The 20,950-nt window shown below is 44.4% G+C and carries 13 protein-coding genes; 8 read left to right on the top strand and 5 right to left on the bottom strand.

Going from position 1 to position 20,950, the window contains the following annotated elements; translation table 11 throughout:
- Positions 1 to 790 precede the first annotated feature (790 nt).
- Both Q4E93_RS20855 and Q4E93_RS20850 read right to left on the bottom strand, forming a co-directional pair.
- Positions 791 to 2,011: a hypothetical protein gene (locus tag Q4E93_RS20855; RefSeq protein ID WP_303588541.1), complete on the bottom strand. Its 1,221-nt coding sequence runs from the start codon at positions 2,009 to 2,011 to the stop codon at positions 791 to 793.
- A gap of 430 nt (positions 2,012 to 2,441) precedes the next feature.
- Positions 2,442 to 3,155, bottom strand: a complete 714-nt coding sequence (locus tag Q4E93_RS20850; RefSeq protein WP_303588539.1) for a LolA-like protein — start codon at positions 3,153 to 3,155, stop codon at positions 2,442 to 2,444.
- Between the two features lie 348 nt (positions 3,156 to 3,503).
- Between Q4E93_RS20850 and Q4E93_RS20845 the strand changes: the two genes are divergently transcribed.
- Together Q4E93_RS20845 and Q4E93_RS20840 are read left to right on the top strand one after the other, a co-directional pair.
- Positions 3,504 to 3,734, top strand: a complete 231-nt coding sequence (locus tag Q4E93_RS20845) for an HTH domain-containing protein (RefSeq protein WP_303588537.1) — start codon at positions 3,504 to 3,506, stop codon at positions 3,732 to 3,734.
- Between the two features lie 56 nt (positions 3,735 to 3,790).
- A complete protein-coding gene (locus Q4E93_RS20840; RefSeq protein ID WP_303588535.1) occupies positions 3,791 to 4,759 on the top strand; it encodes a helix-turn-helix transcriptional regulator in 969 nt (322 codons plus the stop codon).
- Here Q4E93_RS20840 and Q4E93_RS20835 read toward each other — a convergent pair.
- Positions 4,756 to 7,452, bottom strand: coding sequence for an outer membrane beta-barrel protein (locus tag Q4E93_RS20835; RefSeq protein ID WP_303588533.1), 2,697 nt, complete (start codon positions 7,450 to 7,452; stop codon positions 4,756 to 4,758). The genes Q4E93_RS20840 and Q4E93_RS20835 overlap by 4 nt on opposite strands.
- A gap of 444 nt (positions 7,453 to 7,896) precedes the next feature.
- Between Q4E93_RS20835 and Q4E93_RS20830 the strand changes: the two genes are divergently transcribed.
- Both Q4E93_RS20830 and Q4E93_RS20825 read left to right on the top strand, forming a co-directional pair.
- Positions 7,897 to 8,286: a helix-turn-helix domain-containing protein gene (locus tag Q4E93_RS20830; RefSeq protein ID WP_303588531.1), complete on the top strand. Its 390-nt coding sequence runs from the start codon at positions 7,897 to 7,899 to the stop codon at positions 8,284 to 8,286.
- A 188-nt stretch (positions 8,287 to 8,474) separates the two neighbouring features.
- The gene (locus tag Q4E93_RS20825; RefSeq protein ID WP_303588529.1) at positions 8,475 to 10,079 is read left to right on the top strand and encodes a hypothetical protein; all 1,605 of its coding nucleotides are present in this window, start codon (positions 8,475 to 8,477) and stop codon (positions 10,077 to 10,079) included.
- A gap of 2 nt (positions 10,080 to 10,081) precedes the next feature.
- Here Q4E93_RS20825 and Q4E93_RS20820 read toward each other — a convergent pair whose 3' ends face one another.
- Positions 10,082 to 11,695, bottom strand: coding sequence for a DUF8728 domain-containing protein (locus tag Q4E93_RS20820; protein WP_303588527.1), 1,614 nt, complete (start codon positions 11,693 to 11,695; stop codon positions 10,082 to 10,084).
- Between the two features lie 165 nt (positions 11,696 to 11,860).
- On the opposite strand from Q4E93_RS20820, the gene Q4E93_RS20815 reads away from it, so the two are divergent.
- Genes Q4E93_RS20815 through Q4E93_RS20800 form a run of 4 tightly spaced genes read left to right on the top strand, consistent with a single transcriptional unit; the run spans position 11,861 to position 18,555 of the window.
- The gene (locus Q4E93_RS20815; RefSeq protein ID WP_303588525.1) at positions 11,861 to 14,947 is read left to right on the top strand and encodes an NAD(P)/FAD-dependent oxidoreductase; all 3,087 of its coding nucleotides are present in this window, start codon (positions 11,861 to 11,863) and stop codon (positions 14,945 to 14,947) included.
- The gene (locus tag Q4E93_RS34465; protein ID WP_368501890.1) at positions 14,944 to 15,402 is read left to right on the top strand and encodes a MauE/DoxX family redox-associated membrane protein; all 459 of its coding nucleotides are present in this window, start codon (positions 14,944 to 14,946) and stop codon (positions 15,400 to 15,402) included. The genes Q4E93_RS20815 and Q4E93_RS34465 overlap by 4 nt, the downstream gene beginning before the upstream one ends.
- 16 nt (positions 15,403 to 15,418) lie before the next feature.
- Positions 15,419 to 15,904, top strand: coding sequence for a hypothetical protein (locus Q4E93_RS20805; RefSeq protein ID WP_303588521.1), 486 nt, complete (start codon positions 15,419 to 15,421; stop codon positions 15,902 to 15,904).
- Between the two features lie 2 nt (positions 15,905 to 15,906).
- Positions 15,907 to 18,555, top strand: a complete 2,649-nt coding sequence (locus tag Q4E93_RS20800) for a class III lanthionine synthetase LanKC N-terminal domain-containing protein (protein ID WP_303588520.1) — start codon at positions 15,907 to 15,909, stop codon at positions 18,553 to 18,555.
- 364 nt (positions 18,556 to 18,919) lie between these two features.
- Here Q4E93_RS20800 and Q4E93_RS20795 read toward each other — a convergent pair whose 3' ends face one another.
- Positions 18,920 to 20,290, bottom strand: a complete 1,371-nt coding sequence (locus Q4E93_RS20795; RefSeq protein WP_303588518.1) for a redoxin domain-containing protein — start codon at positions 20,288 to 20,290, stop codon at positions 18,920 to 18,922.
- Positions 20,291 to 20,950 lie beyond the last annotated feature (660 nt).

Here is a 20,950-nt window from a genome sequence, read left to right as displayed (position 1 = left end):
TATGATTTTTAAATACGACAACGCGCTCTATATCTTAAATGACAAACAATCCAATTTTCAGATAATTTTAAATTGTTCTAATAAAGAAACAAGCAAGCTCCCTAAAAGTACTATTCAAATAAAAATCTTACCCAAGAGAACTTATTGGAAAAATCCTAAGCCCTTGTAGTATGATCCTGAACATCAAGAGCATTCCTTTATACCGGTTCAAGTGGCTTTTTATATACCATAAGCATATGAACAATTCGATTATGATTCCATTCGGTCCGAAAATAATGGAAGAAATTCTCTTCGTCCGCATAAACATGAAAAGGTACAACACACAACCGAACCAGGCCAATATCAGGGCTGCAAATATGTCTATCACTGTAAATATAATTGGTAGTAGACATAATTAATGGGTTCATCGTCTGGCAGAAAATGATCAGTCTGGCACCCATTTCGCGGGAATCAGGAGATATAACACCGTAAAATAAAATGCAGGATCGCTGCCCCTAACAACAACACGTATTGTAAAATTACGACCGGCCAATCGCTCGTAGATATAAAATGTAGGCTCCGGAACATCTTTGAATAAGCAACAGGTCTGAAATGAATATTGAAATTTTAAATGGCAGCATGGATATATAAAATGGAGTCCCCCTGAGAAATGGCATTCGTTTATAAAATCTTAAGCTCGCGAAATTAGGAATCATCATAGCAATGGCTGCCCATAGTAACCAACGACATTGCCGGAGAACAAAATTTTAAAATCCGGATTTCCTTATCATTAGCAAATATTGTTACAATACTACTGCTTGACCGGGCCTTCATCATTCCTGCAAATATAATCGATGAACTGCACCGCAAATGCAAACTCCAGGATCATTACGAATATCTGATATCGCAATACAACGGCCGCTGCTGAAACGCTGAAAAGAAGGTCGCATATCCAGACACAGGCAACAGCGAGTACAATATTAAAGACCGGCTTCATTACCTTCTTATGTCCTCTAAAAAGAAAAAAGCCAACAACGCTGGCAATAAAAATCACATGTACAATCGCTATTATAATTGGATAGGGGGACAGTACGGAATTCCGGAAATCAATATAAGATTGATCGACAGATAACGTATGTAGTCTGAACCATTGGCTGGCTATTTGGCCTATAGCATCATCCCGGAGATAGTAGGGGCTTGGATACCAAAATATTTCTGTAGGAGGAGCAAAATACCTGATCAGGTTAGGCCATACAAAATATCGTACATATTGAAGTGGATATTTACATACCAGATATGATCCATATTCTCCACAGTAGGCGCCCATCGGGCCCCATTTTTTGAAATTCAGAAATACGGTATCAGATCCATATTTTTGATCCATATAACGTATCAACGGAGAAGACTGATAATCCACCATATATAGGCTGCCCGTTGGTCTTGAAAAATAATCCAATAGATCGTCGGTCACATGCCAGCCATGAAAATTTCTCCTGACCATCTCATCCAGCCTTGAAAATCTCGCCGGGATAGGGTCATTTCTCTTCACGGAAACATGCTCGTACATGTACAAAGCATTGTTGGCCATTTTCCAGCCCCCGAAAGGAGAAAATTGTCTCACTCCTGTCAGCTGTTCCATCTGCAGGCTGGTGTAAAAAATAAAAAGCCCTACCAATGTAAACTGCAGGGCGATGCCTGCCACTTTTAGCAAGGGTCGCAAGCGGCTGAGCAATAGTACAAAAGTGGCTGCAATGGGATAGTACAGTGCATTGTAACGAATTGTAAAAGCCAGCACCAGTATTAAGGCATGGACAATTATCATGTAAGATTTGGGGCGTCCGACGATCCAGATCAGCTGGACAAGCCACAGCAGGCTTAAAGTCGTAAAAAGCGCATCTGCCATGATGAAATTGCTGATGTAGAACAACAGCGGATTAAAAAAAAGAAAGACAAATAAGGCAATAGAAGCCCACTTCCCCGGCCGGAAAAAGAAAAGAAGCGAAAAAAACAGCAGCAGACAGGCAAATTCCAAGAATAAATACTGAAACCACACGAGTAAGGTTGTACTTCTTGAAAACAAACTGAACAACTGAAGAAATTTTGAGTACCCGATGGGGTAGGAATTTGCACCAAGGTTCTGCGCCATGGCTTTAATGTAAACATAGGAATCCATTACCATATTAGGATAGGGATAGAACAACTTGAATACAAAAAACAGGGTCAGGCTACAGACTGTGGCCATTATTAAATAGCTCCGGTTTCTACGGGAAGACCATATAAAATGGCGGAAACTGCCATTTAAAAATGTCGGATCGGTACTGTTGATTACCATGTCATGACAAAGTTGTCCTATAAATTTCGACGACGGGAATGATCCGGTTGGGATAATCTATACTCCCTATGGTAAAATACAAGGGCCCGCCAATAGTAGATGGCGGGCCCCTGTTACGAACAATTATTGACTAGTTTTTAGGCATCTCAAAAATTGCCGGGTCGACCTCTTTGTTTAATTCGACCTTTTTGTTGATGATGTTTAAGGTCACTTGGGGCAAAATCACCTGCTGGGAGTACGCTACGACATAACCCGCATCTGTTTTTTTGTAATCGGAGAAGACAGCGGTCGTCTCAATGTCCTGCCCTCCCATGCTCACCTTGTTGACAGCCTTGTCGATGAGATAAGTCTTCTGGTCGACAAAATACACAATATTGATTCCATCAGTGGTGGTAAGCCTGATCTTATAAGCAGCGCTGTCTTTGCCGATCAGCTCGGCCTTGTAACCCTTAGTTGCATAGTCCATCAGGGGGCCGCCGACGTTTAGTTGCAGCTGGTAATTTTTCAACTGATCCGCGGGAATAGCCTGTGCCGTGGTGGATCCTGCCATAGGGTTGATCGCCCAGCCACCTTTTTCAGTGACACATTGTATGATCTTGGTGCCATTGAAATCCAGCTCGTTCTTGTATCCCTTGCCATTGAGGATATACGTAATAGACGGAGCCTCGTTCCCCATGATCTCGACGGTGCTTTCCACATATACGGACTTGATAGCATTTAGTACGGTTTTCCCACCCAGTGCCTGGATATGCTTACCGATGATCTCATCGACGGATTGTGCCTGTGTTGTTACTATTCCGAGGGTTGCAAATACCAATATTGCCCCTTTCATCAGTGTTTTCATGTAGTGATTTTTTAAAATATATATTTAAGATAAGGCAAACATATATAATATTTGTTGCTATAGCATTACCTTTCATCCGTTATTTGCTATTTTTTATAGATGGATGGATCTTTCCATGGACGATCTATAAAAACACCCGCATACAGGGTCCTTGTATCCTTTTGGCCTCACTGTGCGAAAAAAAGTCCTTCTTCGTGTATCCTACACAGAAAGTATCGGTTATTTTAGCAAAATATTCCTGATTGGATAGTATAAAGTTCCTGGTCAAGTAGGCAACTTGTAAAAGCTGTCCGATCTTTGTAGAAGATTTAACAGTTCATTTGATCTCGAAAAATTAAACCTTATTCTATGCAGAAAGAGATCTTTCACCGGTTGGGTCGTATTGATCAGCTCATCCGGATAAAAGGGACAGGTACGCCGTCGGAGCTCGCCGATAAGATCGGAATTTCCGAGAGAAGCACGTACGAATATATCAAGCTCATGAAAGATTTCGGAGCGCCCGTTCTCTACTCCCGGCAACGAAAGAGTTATTACTACAAACAAGAAGGCAGATTCCTGATTAGTTTCTTAATGGACTGACCCATGCCGGGTTGGTCTGGATAAAACATTGTTAAAATCACCTTATCCAAAGGCTAATGGTCTTCTCATTCAATCAACAGGATTACAGCCTGTCCAGGGAAATTCCCACGGAGCTGACCCGGTACCAGCTGCCGGGCAGCGACGCATCTGCTCTCACCAACGAACAGTTGAAGGTTCTTATCCAGGAAATGCCGGCCGGCGGGTCGAGAGTATTTTATTCCGTATACCTGGTGAATAAAAAAGCCAGCCTACGCGTCCGTGATGAAGTTCCCTATTTAAGGGCATACCTGGCCCTGCAGCATGACAGGCCTACGGAGATTGCCGGACTGGGTAAAATGTTGATCAGGGAAGGCCAGTTCAATCTCATCTATTCCCCTCAATTCGACCTGATGGATCAGTTTGATGGCGTTCGGGAATATGTCACTCTGGGGATCCAATACGATATGGCATTGCTTGAGGAGTGGGCGCCCTATTTTCCAGTACTGACCACTTTCCTGGAAAAAATGAAGGAGGGTCAACCTACCGCTCTGTTGTCACGCCCCGAATGGATCACCAAGGAAATGCAGGATGTCATTTACAGGCTCCTCCATGTGTCCCTCGAAGACCAATCCAATCAAAAATATTTCACCCTCCTGGTGAATACACTTTTATTCCATCTCCTCCACCAGGCCGTCCTGCAGCAGCCCGCCAGCAATTACAATCATTACGAGATCGACAGTATCCAGGCAGCCAGGGATATGATCCGGAAGAACATACGCTACCATTTTGTCATCCGGGAGATCGCGCAGAAAGTGGGCATGAATGAGTTCAAGCTGAAGAATGGCTTTCGGGAGCTGTTTGGCAATGGTGTCTATGAATACCTCCGAAGCGAGCGCATGCAGGTTGCTCGCCAGCTGCTGAATGAGTCTGGCCGAAGTATCAAGGAGATCGCCTCCCTCACGGGCTATCGCAGCGTCAACAGCTTTATCAAGGCATTTAAGAAAATGTATGGGGTGACGCCAGGAGATTTCAGGAAAAGAGCCTAGCCTATTTTTCTGTGCCGTATAAATCTCCAGCTCACAGAAGCCATCCAGTACCGCCCGATAGTGTTAAGTGTGGTTTGCGTAACCTGGTTACCATTGACAATACGGCCAATCCATACGTTCTGGTCCAGGATATCATTTATCTGCCACCGCAGCGCCAGGCGGTTGCTGAAGAAGTTCCTGCTGACATACGCGTTCCACAATAATGTATAATTTTTTTTGTCAAAATCACCCTGCTTTTGGCGCCAGTTGTACTGGGCATTAGTGCTGATCTCATACCCCTTCAAAAGATAAATGGACACAGCAAGATCATTATAAGATGACCAGTATTGGGTCAATGCTGAATAATTCACAGAACTGCGGGAGTAAGTATATAGATATGTTGAATTAAGCCTGATACTGTATTTATCTACGACAAACTTTCCGAGATTGATTCCTCCAGAAGCATAATAACTATCATTGTTGCTTAAATACTCATTTACATAATTGACGCTTCTGCTAAAAGAAAGGGTGGTATTACAGCCGGCATCGAGATCAAGCGACTTTAACTTTCGATTCACGGAAAAAAACAACGCAGTGCTACCAGATCCGTTTACATTCACAGCCTGGCTTATCTGTCTGCCCTGATCATCCGTCACAATTCGGGTACTGATGCTATTTGTCATCATTGCCAGGCTCAATCCTGCATTGATAACTGAAGGCTGTAGTTTGTAGAAAGCGACATTAAGACTATGGGAAAAGCCCGGGTGAAGTCCCGGATTGCCGATCACGATATGCAAGGGATCATTGTTGTTCTGTACAGGCTGCAGTTCAGTGATTGATGGCTGCTGCGTGTTTCCTCTGTACTCAAGCGTAAGTCCTTTGTAACCGTCAATATTCAGCCTTGCATTGATCCGTGGAGAAAAAATGAGGTAGTGATATTCCAGTAATGATTTTTTTAGCACATCATGCTGTCGATAGGTATAATGACTGATATCACCCCCAACGGTATATGAAAATTCTTTACCCTGCCCTTGTAGGTTAACCGTGACGCCCTGTGTCAGTACTTCGCTTCGGTAATGGTTGCTAAGACTGTCGATGTATTTTTCGTATTTATTACTGTCTCCCCGGTTGTAAGTTGATTGCACGGACTGACTGCGGCTGTAGGTGAAACCGTAGTTGGCGCTCAATCCCATGTTTTTCCCAAATGGTTCCGTGTAAAAAAGCCCGCTATTTACAATAAGATTATCCGAAGTAATGGCCTTACGCTGGTCCAGAGTATCTGCGGACTTCAATCCGCCATCCCGCTGGTAAAATTTGCTCAGAGAATATACAAATCCATTGGTAGTATTGTCCTGCTTGTCGAAACCGGCCAGGAGAGAAAAATTCCGGTCCTTTTTTCTTTTTGCACGTATCCTCCACATAATGGAACTTTGGAAACCCCTGTTTTCTACGTCCGAATGCAGGGAGCGGAGACTGCTATTCACCGCCGTATCATTAAAACTGCTGCCGGAACTCGCAAGTAGATTATTTTTTCCCCACAGACTACTGCCACCAAGGGAAAAGCTGAAGGCCGACACAGAATCCGGGTTATAGTCAAAAGAGGTATTCAGCTCGTGCCGGTCCTGTATATTTACCGAGCTGCTCCTTTGCTCCTGGGTATATACGGAATCAGGGAGTATCTGACTGGTAAGGACGGTGGAGAATGGGCGCGTCAGGACGCCGCCGTAAGTATAGTCCCCGGAAATATGGTCGCCATTCGCATTCAGTCTGTCGCCATAATGCATACCCCCTCCTGTTACCCGGGGAACTCCCGCTCCTGCGGATGCACCTAATGCGTCACCACTGCTGGTGTTAATATTCAGGCCAGATCCCGAAGAGCCGACATTGCCGCTGAAGCCCGTACTGCCGACGTTGCCCGTCATTCCCAGTATCACCAGCTGTCTGTTTACATTGAATGCGCCTAAAAGACCGTTGACATTGTAGTATCCTCCCGGGCCGGCGCTGGCTTCCGCTTTTGCAAAATCACCTCTTTTGCTGTCTTCCTTCAGCGTGAGATTCATTGTCTTCTTAGTTTTTCCATCGGCCACCCCTGTAAACTCTGCCTGTCTGCTCTTTTTGTCCAGTACCTGCACTTTAGCAATCATGTCGGCATTAAAGTTTTTTGTGACAATAGCAGGCGCTCCACTGAAAATATCCTGCCCATCTACCAGCAGACGTTCGATCTTCACGCCATTTACGGTGATGATACCATTCTCGTCTACTCTTACGCCGGGAAGACGCATCAATAATTCTTCCACCGTGGCATTGACCCTTGTCTTTATGTTTGACGTATTAAACTCCAGAGTATCACCATGCATCCTTGGTGGAAGGTTCCTGGGTGTTACGGTAGCTGTTGCCAGCAATTCCGACTTGGGAGACAAAAACAATGTGCCTATATCTATCTTCTCCTGTTGCCTGACTTCCACCGGCATGCTATAGGTCGAATAGGAAGGATGTGTCATCAGCAACAAATAACTACCGTCAGAAATCCCTGTCAAACTAAAGGATCCATCCTTCCTGGTGCGGACAAAACGTTCGATGGTTGAATCCGGGCGCAACAGCAACACGACGCAAAATGAACAATCTTTCCTAAACAGGCTATCCCGCAGCCGGCCTGTTACAAAGGTCTGTCCATAAAGCGTGCCGTGGCGCATACACAGCAGAACCAAAATCACCAGCAGGCATTTTGGAATATAAGATAAAGGTTTAGTATCATTTATTTTCGTACGCACCCCATTAGAAAAATCACCCGGAAAGATATCCATGATCACTGCATCGGAAATGCAGGAGCCTGCTGGAACAGAAAAACTTAAATATTACCGGCAGGAATATTATTTAAGAAAGGAGGATTACTCTGAATATAGAAATTTGTAATAAATCATTTCCTTTTTGATAAATTGTCGCCAGAGCTCCGGTTGATAGCATCGCGTGTGGGACAAATGCACCGTTAAACCTTTATCACTATGCCTCATAAAAAGAGCACCATGCAATTGCGAGCGATTGCGCCTTTCTACAACTGTTATATTCCTCAGTTCGTCACCGGTTGCTCACCGCCGGAGAATGCCACGCATGACCACCTATAACCCTGCCGATTATATCCACTTTAAAAGCATGAGATCATGGAAAAAACCACCAGCAGCAACCATCGTATGAAGGCTGATAAGATCCTCCGGCTTAGCCCTTATGATCTTCGCTGTATCGACTGTGCGATACAGTATATTGAAAAGCACTATTCGGACAAAATTTCTGCCGAACATCTGTCGATGGAGGTCGGCCTCAGTAAAGACAAACTGCAGGCAGGTCTCCAGCACCGTACAGGCAAAACACTTCACAAATACATACAGCAGGTGAGGCTGGAAAATGCCCGCGAATTGCTTGTAAACACTAATGACCCGCTGAAGTCTGTAGCAGATGCCTCAGGATTTGTAAACGAAAGCCATTTCTGTAAGGTCTTTAAAAAGATGCACCTCATTAGCCCCGTACAGTACAGGTATCAGCAGGTCAGCTGAAACGAAAGCAGAAAAGAACAAACATCGGGTTGAAATGAATATTGCCGCGTTATACCTTAGATTAAATTCTGTCATCTACATCTGTGTATAGGCTGAGGCTTTCTGATCACTAGCAATCCCATATATACAACCTGTCATCCGGGCAGCCTGCCTGCAGGCTGTCCGGCAGGTTGTTAAAACTTCCCAGTATGAAGATATTCAATTCCAACATCGATGCCCCTGGTCAGTCCAGACCGGAAGTCTATCTGCCAAATGCGCTGCTGAAACAGGCGCCCAGTAAAAAAAGCTTTTTCACGTATTTGTATGTGGAAAATAAAATCTACAGTTTCACTATACTCTTCCTGGTAATTGTCGAATTTATCATATTTAAGCTTCTCTATCCTTTCCCTGATTTTTTCTCCGACAGCTATAGCTATATAGACGCTGCGTACCGGCATCTGGACGTGAACATCTGGCCCATCGGCTATAGTAAATTCCTTCTTTTCTTCCACTGGTTCACTCATTCAGCCCTGGCGTTGAACTTTTTCCAGTTTATTTTCCTGGAATTATCTGCACTGTACTTTTACCATACACTTGTATATTTCTATCCTACGGGGAAAAATACACGGATATTACTTTGTCTTTTTCTCTTTTTCAATCCCTTAAACCTTTATCTGGCCAATTATGTAACAACAGACGCCATTTTCATCGGGCTGAGCCTGATCTGGCTGACGGAGATACTGTGGATCATCCACCGTCCGCGCCCTCATCAGATTGCCGTACAGGCGGTGGTTTTTTTCATCGCCTTTACGTTCAGGTACAATGCGATGTATTATCCCATCATTGCCGCGGCAGCCTTTCTTCTGTCAAAACAATCCATCTGGTATAAGCTTACAGGCATCATTTCCGGACCGTTGCTCATCATCCCGTTTATTATTTTTTCATCCAATGCAGCAAAGAAAATGACAGGCACCCCACAGTTTCCGCCTGTTTTAGGGGGCTGGCAATGGGGCAATAATGCTTTGTATATGAGGGGGTTTATTGAAGAAGACAGTACAGCATTCCCCACGCCCGAGACTGCGGAGCTGGATCGCATAGCCCGGGCATACTTCGGTCAGCCCTCCCGTCCGCAGGACCAGCTGTCCTCTTATGTCGCAAATTTCTTTATCCGGCAGCCGGAGGCGCCTTTGAAGCAATATATGGAAAGAGTATACAAGACTCAGGGAAGTGTGGAGAATTGGGGTAAAGTGGCGCCCGTGTTCGGGCAATATGGTTTATTTCTCATTAAACGGCATCCGCTGGCCTATGCACGGTATTATCTCCTGGTGAACACCAAAAACTATTTCCTCCCACCCCTTGAGAAGCTGGAAATTTACAACCTAGGATTGGACGATATCTGGCCCATCGGTGTATACTGGTTTGATTTCCCATCAGAGAAGATTAAAGTCTTTTCGAAGACATTTCAGGGCACCCTGCTCTTTATGTATACGGCCTTATTTGCCGTCCTGAACCTCTATTTTATGATAGCTCTGATCTTATACCTGCGAAAAAAAGGATTGAAAAAGGCGGGCAGGAACTTCAATTACACAATTGTCCTCGTCAGCGCATTCCTGCTGCTGAATTGCGTCTTTAGTGTCTTTGCCAATATCATCGTCATTCGCTACCAGGTGTTCCCGATGATCATGTTCCTGGCATTCACCATGCTGCTGACCGACTACCTCGAGTGGGCGACAAAAGATCCCGACGGAGTCAAAGGACAGAAACTTTTCACGTCCATAGAGCCTAGAATGATTGCACAACCCGCACACTCCTGAAACTAATAATATGTCACCCGGACCTGCCCGGGAAGGGAGGCTTCATATTGCCGCAGGTTCCGTTTCAGCAGGGAGGCCGCGGCAGGATCTACTGCATAAAAGGTTATCTCCGGATCCCTCGTAGCCACAAAATCATAAGCTCTCCAGCTTGCCACCCTGGTCCAGTGCTGACGTACTTTATAAAAAAGCCCTGCATCGGATACAAGTGCGACAGCGGGCTTTAATTTGGAAACCTGGTAATCCACAAATTCCGGCCTAAAATACTCGTCCTCCAGGCTGTTGGCCACCTCCATATTAGCCAATCCTTGCGTAATATCCGCTACACCAGCCTCGGTATAAAAAGAAGCGATCCCAAGATCGTTCATATGTACAACAACATGGTCATAGTACCTCTTAAGAAAGGTCACGGCCTGATAATCGCGTTGATAAGTGTACCTGCAGGCCGTTGCTGTGTCCTTAAATGCATACCATGCTCTATGAGCCAGGGGATAAAAAAATATGATTCCCGCCAGTATGATGCCCCATTTTGCAGGCCCCTTTTGCAGGAATATAGCTCTTGCACGAAGGACAATAAGTAATACAGGTACTACAAGGTCGCAGGCAAACAGATAGGCCTCATAGCGGTAGTAAAAAAACGAACTTGAAAAAACCATGTGTAAAATGGTAGTAGCGAGGCAAAATACAAGAATGGCGCGATACTTCCGGTGCTTCCCCGGGAAATTTAGTATCATACAATAAGTCAGGGGTAAAATGACCAGCAATCGCCCGGTCGCCACGGTTCCCGGCGTAATCATGGGGAAGAACAGCCTGTTGACCGGCTCATTATTAAAAAACCGGCTTACATGCTCCCCATCAAAAGGTATGGGCAGCGCCTTCAGTATGATGGAATTCGGCAGAAAATATCCACCATGACGAAGGCCATACAGCCCATAAATGACAATAGGCAGTAAAGATATCAGTCCCAAAGCAAGGGATGTCAGCCATTTTTTTCTGAGCATAAGATAAACGCAGGCTATGCCAACCAGGAACAATCCTTCATACCGGATAGCGACACTCAGTAACCCATACAGGTATACCTGCCAGGGCATCTTCCGGGAGAATGGATTTTCATCACCCCACCAGTCGAAAAAATCATAAATAAAAAGGAAGGAAAACAAAATCTGTAATGTATGTTCCATGCCCGTCATTACAATGACGGGCAAAGGGATGGGCATGACAAGGATCAGCAGGGCCAGCAATTGCAGCACAGGCGACAGCCCCTCTTTTTGCAGCCATCGCCGGACAACCCAAAGCCATATCGATGCAGCAGCAAGATTAATAATAAAGGGAAAGACAGCGTGTATACCAAATATTTTGAAAAAAAGAGCCAGGATAATGGGGTACAGCAGTGAAGAGGATGCTGGCGCATATTCCTGCCCCGATAAGCCCCAGTATTGATGCAGCGCCAGGTTCTTTCCAATGGCCATACGGATATAAGCCTCGTCCAGGGGGTATATGAATATACCATTATTCTGGTAGACAATGGGTTCTGCCCAGAAATAAAAGATAATCAAAAAGCAAAGAACCGCTGATGCATATACCCATTGCTGAGGCAATTTCCATGTCGTAGATGGCATAACCGTTAAAATTTGGATAAGGAATAATGACTAAATGTACTATCAGGCACTGCAGTGAAACTTCATGGGAAAACAATCGGTGAACAGAACATAAATCAGGTTGAAGGGAATACATAGCCTGGGTAATTTGCCTGTCCTGAGTTACCACATCTCTCAAATTTTCATATGAAAAAAGCTATCATTATAGGCGCCGGACCGGCTGGATTGACAGCTGCATATGAGCTCCTGAAACGAACGGACATTCTGCCCATCATCCTGGAAAAAAGCGGGGATATAGGCGGCATTTCCAGGACCATCGACTATAAGGGCAACCGGATGGATATGGGCCCCCACCGGTTTTTCTCCAAGTCAGATCGTGTAATGGAATGGTGGCTGAATATGATGCCTCTGCAGGAAGGAGCGGATAAAACGTTTACGATAAGCTACCAGAACAAGTCCCGGTCCATTGCGCCGGGTATCACAACCGCTACTGACCCGGATAAACGCATGCTCGTGATTCAAAGGCTGACGAGGATCTACTTTCTCCGGAAATTTTTTGCCTACCCCATACAGCTTTCCATCGATACGTTGAAAATCCTGGGGTTCCTGAGAACCATTAAAATATTATTCTCCTTCCTTGTAGCCAGATTATTTCCCCGAAAGGCAGTGAGTCTGGCCGATTTCATCATCAATCAGTTCGGCAAAGAACTTTACATTCTGTTCTTTAAAGATTACACTGAAAAAGTATGGGGCGTTCCTTGTCAGGACATTTCGGCGGAATGGGGAGCCCAACGCATTAAAGGCGTATCGCTGAGCAAGGCGATTGCCCAGGCGGTAAAATCAATGCGTAAGGGGAAAAGCTCCGATCTGGGCCAGAAAGGCAGAGAAACAAGCCTGATCGAACAATTCCTATATCCTAAATACGGCCCCGGATCGCTGTGGGAAGAAGTGGCGAGACAGGTACAGGATATGGGAGGGAAGGTCTATCTGCATCAACAGGTACAGGATATCTACACGGTAAATAATGAGGTCTGCTCTATTCATACCCTGGACACGCAGACAGGCGAATGCAGGTTATTCGAAGGCGATTATTTCTTTTCCTCAATGCCGGTCAAGGAGCTGATTGCGGGAATGGGAGAAAAGGTTCCTCTCAACGTACAGGAAGTAGCATCAGGGCTGCAGTACAGGGACTTTATCAACGTCGGTATCCTACTGAAACGCATGTCCGCACCAGGCAAAGATGGAAAATACGAAAAGATTGAGCTGAAGGATAACTGGATATATATCCAGGAAAGGGATGTTAAAGTGGGGCGGCTTATGATTTATAATAATTGGGGAGGAGGGATGATTAAAGACCCCAATACGGTGTGGATTGGAATGGAATATTTCTGTAACAAAGCAGATGATTTCTGGGCCCTGAATGACAGCACCATCCAGCAGCATGCGATTGCAGAGCTGGAAAAAATGGGACTCGCCTGCGTGGAGGATGTCCTGGATGCTACGGTCCGTCGGATGGAGAAGACCTATCCCGCCTATTTTGGGACCTATACCCGTTTTTCAGAAATTAGAGAATTTGTCGACAAGTACGAAAACTTGTTTCTGGTAGGTCGCAACGGCATGCATAAGTACAATAATGCCGACCATAGTATGCTGACCGCCATGGTCGCTGTAGACAATATTTGCGCAGGGGCTCTCTCTAAAGACAATTTGTGGGCAATCAATACAGAGCAGGAGTATCACGAAGAAAAGACCGCTTCCGAAACTGTCATAAATCCTCCAATCCCCGGGCGAAGGCCAAGACTTGCCTTTATTGATTATATATGGGGAAATAAATGGAACCGTGCGTATTGCATCGTGGCGGCCATTTCATTTATAGTACAATTTATCCTTTTTAAGATACAATACCCTTATGCCAATTATATGCCCGACTCTTATTCTTACCTGGATGCAGCCTTCAGCAATGTCGATGTGAATATGTGGCCCGTAGCTTATTCCAAATTCCTCCGGATGTTCAGCGTATTTTCTCATTCCGATAAATTCCTGGTAGGTTTTCAGTACATTTTTATGCAGATATCGGCCCTGTCCTTGCTTTTTACGCTGTTGTTTTTTCTGCGACCTGGCAGGATCATCCGTAATATCCTTCTTGTATTCTTCCTTTTTAACCCAATACCCCTGTATGTAGCTAATTATATTTCAGCCGATGCCTTGTTCATTGGCGCCAGCCTCCTTTGGTTTACGACCCTCATCTGGATCTTATTCCGCCCGGGTCGCTGGCAGATCTTTCTGCAAGCCATTTTGCTGCTGATATGTTTTGTGCTGCGTTATAATGCCATTTATTATCCATTCATCTCAGGGTTGGCCTACCTCCTTTCTTGGCAATCCTGGAAAGTGAAGATGGCCGGCATTGCCATGGGCTGCGGACTGGTGCTTTGTTCCTTCCTGTACACGAGCCAGAAAATGGCAGATACGACGGGCACCAGGCAATTTTCTGCCTTCGGCGGCTGGCAGATTGCCAATAATGCGCTCTACATGTATGAACATATACCCCCATCTTCCAGGACTTCCGTTCCGGCACGTTTTGCCCGGCTGGATAGCATGGTGAGGCAGCATATGGACACACTTAAAAAAGTGAAGCTCACCTGGGAAGATTCAGCAAACGGCTATTTCTACCTTTGGAGTGGCCGCGGCCCCTTGCATCAGTACCTGGAGAGGCAGTATAAGAAAGACAGTACGACACCCTATTTCACCCGCTGGGCATCGGAAGCTCCCTTGTACCTGGATTATGCTTTCTACCTGATTCGGAAGTACCCCTGGTCCTTTATGGAAAATTTTCTTGGTCCTAATGCTATGAAGTTCGCGGTACCGCCTACTGAATTTCTCGGTGTATATAATATGGGGGACGACAGTGTAAGGCCGATGGCAAAAAGCTGGTTCCATTATAAGAGTCAGCAGGTCAAAAAAAATAATAAAAAGTTCGCATCTTTTCAGCTCGTGGAGTGGTATCCCATATTTGCGGCCCTTGCCAACCTCCTTCTGCTGATCCATCTGGCAGGTCTCATATTCTTCGGGCAGTTCAGGCTGAGTGAGGCTGGTACTCGCCTCCTGCTGGTTACCGTTACCTTGTGGTTGATGAATTCGGCGTTTAGCATCTTTGCTTCTCCCATTGTATTGCGCTACCAGGTGTTTCCTGTTCTGCTAAGCTTTTCCATCGCCTTACTGGCGGGCGAAAAAATCTATTCATCTACATCCTCAAATAAAAGTCTTGTAATATGAAAAAGAAACTTTTTATTGACATTGTTTCCGGCCTTTGCATTATCCTGTTTCTTTATACAGGCATGTCGAAAATCCTGGATATTCATCATTTCAGATGGGCACTTTCAAGATCACCGTTGATTGGCCAGTATTATGCGATATTAGGTTATACAATCCCCCCGATTGAAGTAATAATTTCCTTGCTGTTACTCATATCATTTTTTAAAGACGCACCTCGTTTGCAGAAATGGGGGCTGTATGGTTCAGCAGTCTTAATGTCCATATTTACTGTATACATTACCTATATGGTGGAGCTCCGGACAGACCGTCCCTGCACCTGTGGCGGCATTATTTCACAGATGAACTGGCACCAGCATATGTACTTTAATACCTTATTCACCATCCTGGTATTTGCGGCCATCTGGCTAAACAACCGGCAGCAAAAAGAGGGTCATAACAATTTATCATTCACCTGATCTTAAATTACCCATTATGAAATCCTGGTATATTGTTATTTTATTCATCTTATTATACAGTTGCGCCGCCAGGGAAAAAAAACAAGCTGGAGAGGAATTACCTGCCTTTGATCTGCAACTGATCGACAGTGTGACCAATTTTAATACAGCAGCAATTCCAGCCGGAGCTCCGATAGCGCTGATTTATTTCAGTCCAGATTGTGAACATTGTCAAAAAGAAACAAAGGAAATCCTGCAGCATATGGATTCGCTGAAACAAATTCGGTTCTATTTTATCTCGAATGATCCCTTGGATAACATGAGGGAGTATAATAAGAAATTCCAACTGTATAACTATTCCAATATTGTCCTTGGCCGGGATACAAAATTCTTTTTCCCGGCTCATTTTAAGAAAGTGTCGCCCCCCTATATTGTCACTTATGGCCCGGACAGAATAAAAAAGGAAATTTTTATGGGTGAAACACCCATCCGCCAGATCATTTCCTCTGTTAACACCCTCTGACTATGGAAAACCATACACTTATGCAGGAAATAACGGATTACGGGGAAGTACTAAAAACATTCGGGTTGAAATACGTCCCGGACAATTATTATTGGCGCGTAGGTAGCATTACAAAGACCCAGGGTTGGATAATTCACATTTCGGGAACCAAAGAGGCATTTATCCGCATATTAGAGACGGTGATTCCCACACTTTTACAACACGGCGCATCCTTTAAAATTCCCCGGGATCTGTACGCCATTAGCCAGCTACTCACGGGCGGATTTGGATATATCAATCTGGGAAAACTGATCTGCATTTACCAAGAAAATGAGGAGGATACTCCCTCTCTTGCAAAGGAACTGATCCGTCTTACTGAAGCTTTTAAAGGCCCAGTGATCCCTACAGACCGTCACCTGGGCGCCATTGTCTATACGCGGTATGGTTCATTTAATCCCGTAATGATTCCCAACTTACAGGGAGACTCGGTCAAACATATTTATGACCAAGCCGGGCAGCTGACACAAGACCCATGTTATGTCCCATTTCAGGCCCCTTCCTATGTCGGCTGGCCCTTTGCAGAAATAACGACCCCACTCCCCCACCCTCGCAGGAAGTTGTTGAACTTTGCTTATTACCCTTTACTTACGCTTAAGCCGGATGTCAAGGGGGATGTATTGAAAGCGCTGTATTTCCGGAAATTCTGGAGCATCCGGAGTTGCCTTATAAAGCAAGGGCGACGCCATATGCATGTGGATACACACGGCCGTGACATACAGGATCGTCTCCAATGGCAATATGAACTTTATCAGACGCTTCACAATGATATCCCTATGCCGGAAGTGTTTGACTATTTCGTGGAATACGATGATACCTATCTTGCCATGGCTTTCATAAAAGGTATTTCCCTGCGGCAATGGCTGGAAAAAGTTTACAGGGATTCAAGCTGGAGAGACCTTCCGGTGCCTGCAAGACAATCCTTAATAAGCCGTCTGCTGGAAATAATCAGGATCATTCAGAAACTGCATACAAGAGGATATGTGCACCGTGACATCACCTCAGGCAACTTTCTCATCGATGAAAATGGGAAGATATGGGCCATCGATATGGAGTTGGCCTGGTCAATAGATAAAAAATATCCGACCCCACCGTACTCATTTGGTACCCAAGGCTACATGTCGCCGCAACAGTTGGCGGAGGAAATCCCTACAATACATGAAGACATTTATGGCCTGGGAGCGCTGTCCATCGAAGTTTTCACGAACCTTTATGCAGACAAATTTGATGAAAAATCACCCAGACATCTGTATGAAGCCGTCTTTTATCTCACAGGGGAAAAACTGCTTGCGCAGATGTTAAGTGCCTGCCTGGAAAAGGATTCCGGAAAGAGACCTTCTCTGCAGGAATTGCATGATACTATCGATCGGATAAGGCGGCAGGTAAATGTTCCAGGTAATAAATCAATTCCATTCCTTTCTGAGACACAACTGGAAAACACCATTAAGGCAGCCCTGCGAGGACTTGTTCACCCGGATATGATGACCCCAAATAAAACCTGGATGTCGTTGATGCAAAGGGAGGAAGCCCATATCGGCAATGCCCAGATGGAGGTTGCCATCTATGAAGGATGGCATACAGGGCTGGCAGGTCCGCTGTGGTTGATAGCCAAGGCAAAAGATGCTGGTTTTGATATAGAGGACTGCCTGCCGGCATATAGGGCCGGATGGACATACATCGGAGGCCATTTTTTTGCTAATAGCAAAAATATGTCTGTTGGCTTATATTCAGGCGGCGCCGGAATAGCTATGGCAATGGCGGAAGGTTTTAATAACCAATTGCTGCCTCCCGAAAATGGAAACATCCAGTTGCTGGTGTCCTGCTTTGACAGTATTGCCGACAATGTTACCTTGGCAAATGGATGCGCAGGCCAAGGGATGGCACTCTTTAACTGTGCTCCGTTTCTTGACCAAGGTTTTGTAACTACGAAGCATTCCGAAATTATCAATAAAATACTAAGCACCCAGGAAAAGAAAGGATCCTGGTTTGTACAGACCGACGCAGGGAAGAAAAGGGATATTTTCACAGGTCTTGATAAGGGTGTCGCAGGTATAACGCTCTACCTTCTGGCCTTTCTTAAAAAATATGATGACGAAAGTGTCAGGAAATCTGCACTTTTGTCTCTCAACTGGCTTTTGGAGGCTGGGCAAAGCAGGAAAGGCATAAAAAGATGGTGGAGGATCAGTGAATCGAACCCAACGACGAATATCTACAGCAGCAGCATCGGAATGGTTGGCATCGCCTTATGTTTCATAAAGGCTTATGAACTTTTCGAGGATTTATCTTACAAAGAAGCTGCAGAAGGAATTCTTCAAAGCATTCAACCACACCTTGTCCACATGGAATTCAGCCTTGGTAATGGCCTTGCTGGAGTAGGAACTGTCTATCTGGAAGCCTGGCGGGTATTCAAGGAGTCCTTATGGCTGGAACGGTCCAATTGGATAACGGGACTTCTGCATCATATGGTCAAAACAAATGATGATGGTTCCTTGCGATGGATCCCTGCCGCAAACTTCTCTACTGCAGATCTTTTCGTCGGGAATGCTGGTATTGTATACTTTTTAATAGGTTGTCACACCATTGATAAGTGGCCTCATTCTTCGTGGCCTGTATAATAACAATTACTTCACCAAATTTTTTAATTTACAAAAATATTTTACGATTGTGAAACGTTCTATAATTTTCCTATGCGCTACGGCCGCATTGCTTGCTATTGCAGGGGTAACTGCTGCAATAGCGCGCCGTGTAGAACCGCGCGCATTATAGTATTATACTGCATCTACTCCTAACGTACATCATTGCCTGTAATCCCCATTAGCAACATCCTGCGCATATGCTCCAAACGAGACGGGTGTAAAATGTTTTTACATTACAATCCTAGGAACTATCGGCTCTACTAGATTGACATACGACAGGAGACTGCAGAATTCCTCTTAACCGTAGCAAGACACAACGCTGAATAGAAAGAAAACCCCCAGGTTAACGAGCCTCTACCAAATCCTTTTGAGTCGGAGACTTCCCTCCGTCTCTTATCACCAGAGCCTGCATATCTTTTTTTGCTCCTACAAGATCCAATCCATTTCGCTGGAGAGCTTTTCTCAGGTCCCCTAGATTAGAAGGGATACAGTCCAAATCAATGTCTATGTTCCCTTTTAAGCCTGTTTCGTCCTCCCAATACCACTTATCCGAAATATTAGAATCTAGCCAACTAAGGAAGTCTTTAAAGGATATGTTTCTTGCTATAAAACCGGCATGCCGTATCGATTCCCATGACCTTGCACCTCCTTTAGTTCTTAGCTTTTCCAAGGTGCCTGGGGCTGCTACTAACTTCAAATAAGGGCAAGGCCTGTTTTCAAGAATAGTTTCGTATCCAAAATAAGTCGCTAAATCCCGTTGCATAGCTTGCTGTAACTTCTCCTTTGTACAACTGGCAGAGGGCATTATCAGGCTATATGAATATAAATCCGTATACTGCCCGTTTTTAAAGATCGGCTTAAACCGGGAGGTATCCTTAATCTGTAAAATTAGATGTTGATATACCTTCCCGTAATGGGACGTATCCTTACTATCCCATCCACAGCAAGCGCCAAAATAAGCATAATTAAATAGCGTTGGTATATCTACCCCCAAAACCTGAAAACATCCTTTATCTTTATGATTGTCAATATCTCCCTCCAAAGTAAAATGTTGTTCTTTTACATTAAAGACTGAAAACACTGACCGGAATAAAAAATCAGAATCTCGCCCACCATTGCCCGCAATCAAAAATGGTTTTTCAGAATCGTAAGGAATGCGTGTTTCTTTTTCTTCCTCCCCCATGTTGGCAGGGGGCTTCGGCATTTCAGGACTATTCCCCGCTAGAAAATCCTTCATATCTTCGATGCGTACCGAGGATGTTACACAACGAACTATACCTTTATCATCCAGCAGAATAATATGGGGAGCTATTAATATATCAAATCGTCTGGGAACTAAAGAATCAAAGGCGCAGGGCAATATAAGATCCTCGTGAACTTTAAATTTTGAGTATATTTTCTGTATCTGATTCTCCCGATCCTGAATACCTACTAGCATTACCTGAACGTGATCTCCAAGCACTTGCTGAAGTTTATTCATCCTTGGAAAGCTTGCCACACAGGCACCACAGGTTCGGTTCCAAAAATCTAAAATCAGCCATTTGCCTTTGAAATCATCCCTTCGCATTTCTTTTTTTTCGAAATTGACAATATTCGTAAGTTCAAAATCAGGCATCAATTTTCCAATCTGGGGATATTCAGAATCTTCTTTATCCTGGCTAAAGGTATGAATGAATGGAAGCACTCCAATTAACAACAAACTGATCAATTTCATACAAATTCCTTTTTTAATACTATTAGTCTAAATTTTTTCTCCTAATAAAAAGAAACACTCCAATTCATAAGAAAAACTATCCGAATAGACTATAAATTACCACCGCATCTTGTCGCAATGAACTATTCTCCGACTTAAAGTCCGAAATTCTACAAATAGGATATAAATTGGATTGAATAGCAAACCAGAGGAGCTTATTTTGCATATAAGTTGTCGGTTCCCAGATAGTGCACTATCAATAAATGCCGATATTAAACATCCATTTTTTTTACCAAAGTTTTTGATACTTTTTGATTTATAAAAGTATTTTATCATTATGAAACGTTCAAGAATATTCCTAGGTGCTACAACTGCTTTGCTTGCTATTGCGGGTATAGCCGCGGCAAAATCGCACCGTGTACAACCTCGCCAACTATGGTATTATACTGGATCTACTCCTGCCACACACCATTGTTTACAAGCGCCATTCGCAACATCTTGCCAAGTTACTCCAGCCCAAGCGGTAAAATGTTTTTATATCACAAGTCCCGGAGTCACAGGTACAACTAAGTTGACTCTGTATACACAAGGGAGTGGAACAAACTGCAAAACCCTAGCAAGATACAACAATGAATAAGTAGATCTCAAGAGGTTTCTTTTCTTATCCAGAGGAGAAACCTC

The sequence above is a fragment of the Flavitalea plasmicola genome, assembly GCF_030546645.1.
In the GTDB taxonomy this organism is placed as follows: Bacteria; Bacteroidota; Bacteroidia; order Chitinophagales; family Chitinophagaceae; genus Puia.
The sequence above is the reverse complement of the archived record's forward strand: the minus strand, read 5'-3'. Positions and strand labels throughout refer to the sequence as shown.

Coding starts and splice junctions, on each gene's coding strand:
- Q4E93_RS20830 (WP_303588531.1), top strand. CDS start 7,897: ATGGAAAAAACCACCAGCAGCAACCATCGTATGAAGGCTGATAAGATC.
- Q4E93_RS34465 (WP_368501890.1), top strand. CDS start 14,944: ATGAAAAAGAAACTTTTTATTGACATTGTTTCCGGCCTTTGCATTATC.
- Q4E93_RS20795 (WP_303588518.1), bottom strand. CDS start 20,290: ATGAAATTGATCAGTTTGTTGTTAATTGGAGTGCTTCCATTCATTCAT.
- Q4E93_RS20800 (WP_303588520.1), top strand. CDS start 15,907: ATGGAAAACCATACACTTATGCAGGAAATAACGGATTACGGGGAAGTA.
- Q4E93_RS20815 (WP_303588525.1), top strand. CDS start 11,861: ATGAAAAAAGCTATCATTATAGGCGCCGGACCGGCTGGATTGACAGCT.
- Q4E93_RS20825 (WP_303588529.1), top strand. CDS start 8,475: ATGAAGATATTCAATTCCAACATCGATGCCCCTGGTCAGTCCAGACCG.
- Q4E93_RS20820 (WP_303588527.1), bottom strand. CDS start 11,695: ATGCCATCTACGACATGGAAATTGCCTCAGCAATGGGTATATGCATCA.
- Q4E93_RS20850 (WP_303588539.1), bottom strand. CDS start 3,155: ATGAAAACACTGATGAAAGGGGCAATATTGGTATTTGCAACCCTCGGA.
- Q4E93_RS20845 (WP_303588537.1), top strand. CDS start 3,504: ATGCAGAAAGAGATCTTTCACCGGTTGGGTCGTATTGATCAGCTCATC.
- Q4E93_RS20840 (WP_303588535.1), top strand. CDS start 3,791: ATGGTCTTCTCATTCAATCAACAGGATTACAGCCTGTCCAGGGAAATT.
- Q4E93_RS20805 (WP_303588521.1), top strand. CDS start 15,419: ATGAAATCCTGGTATATTGTTATTTTATTCATCTTATTATACAGTTGC.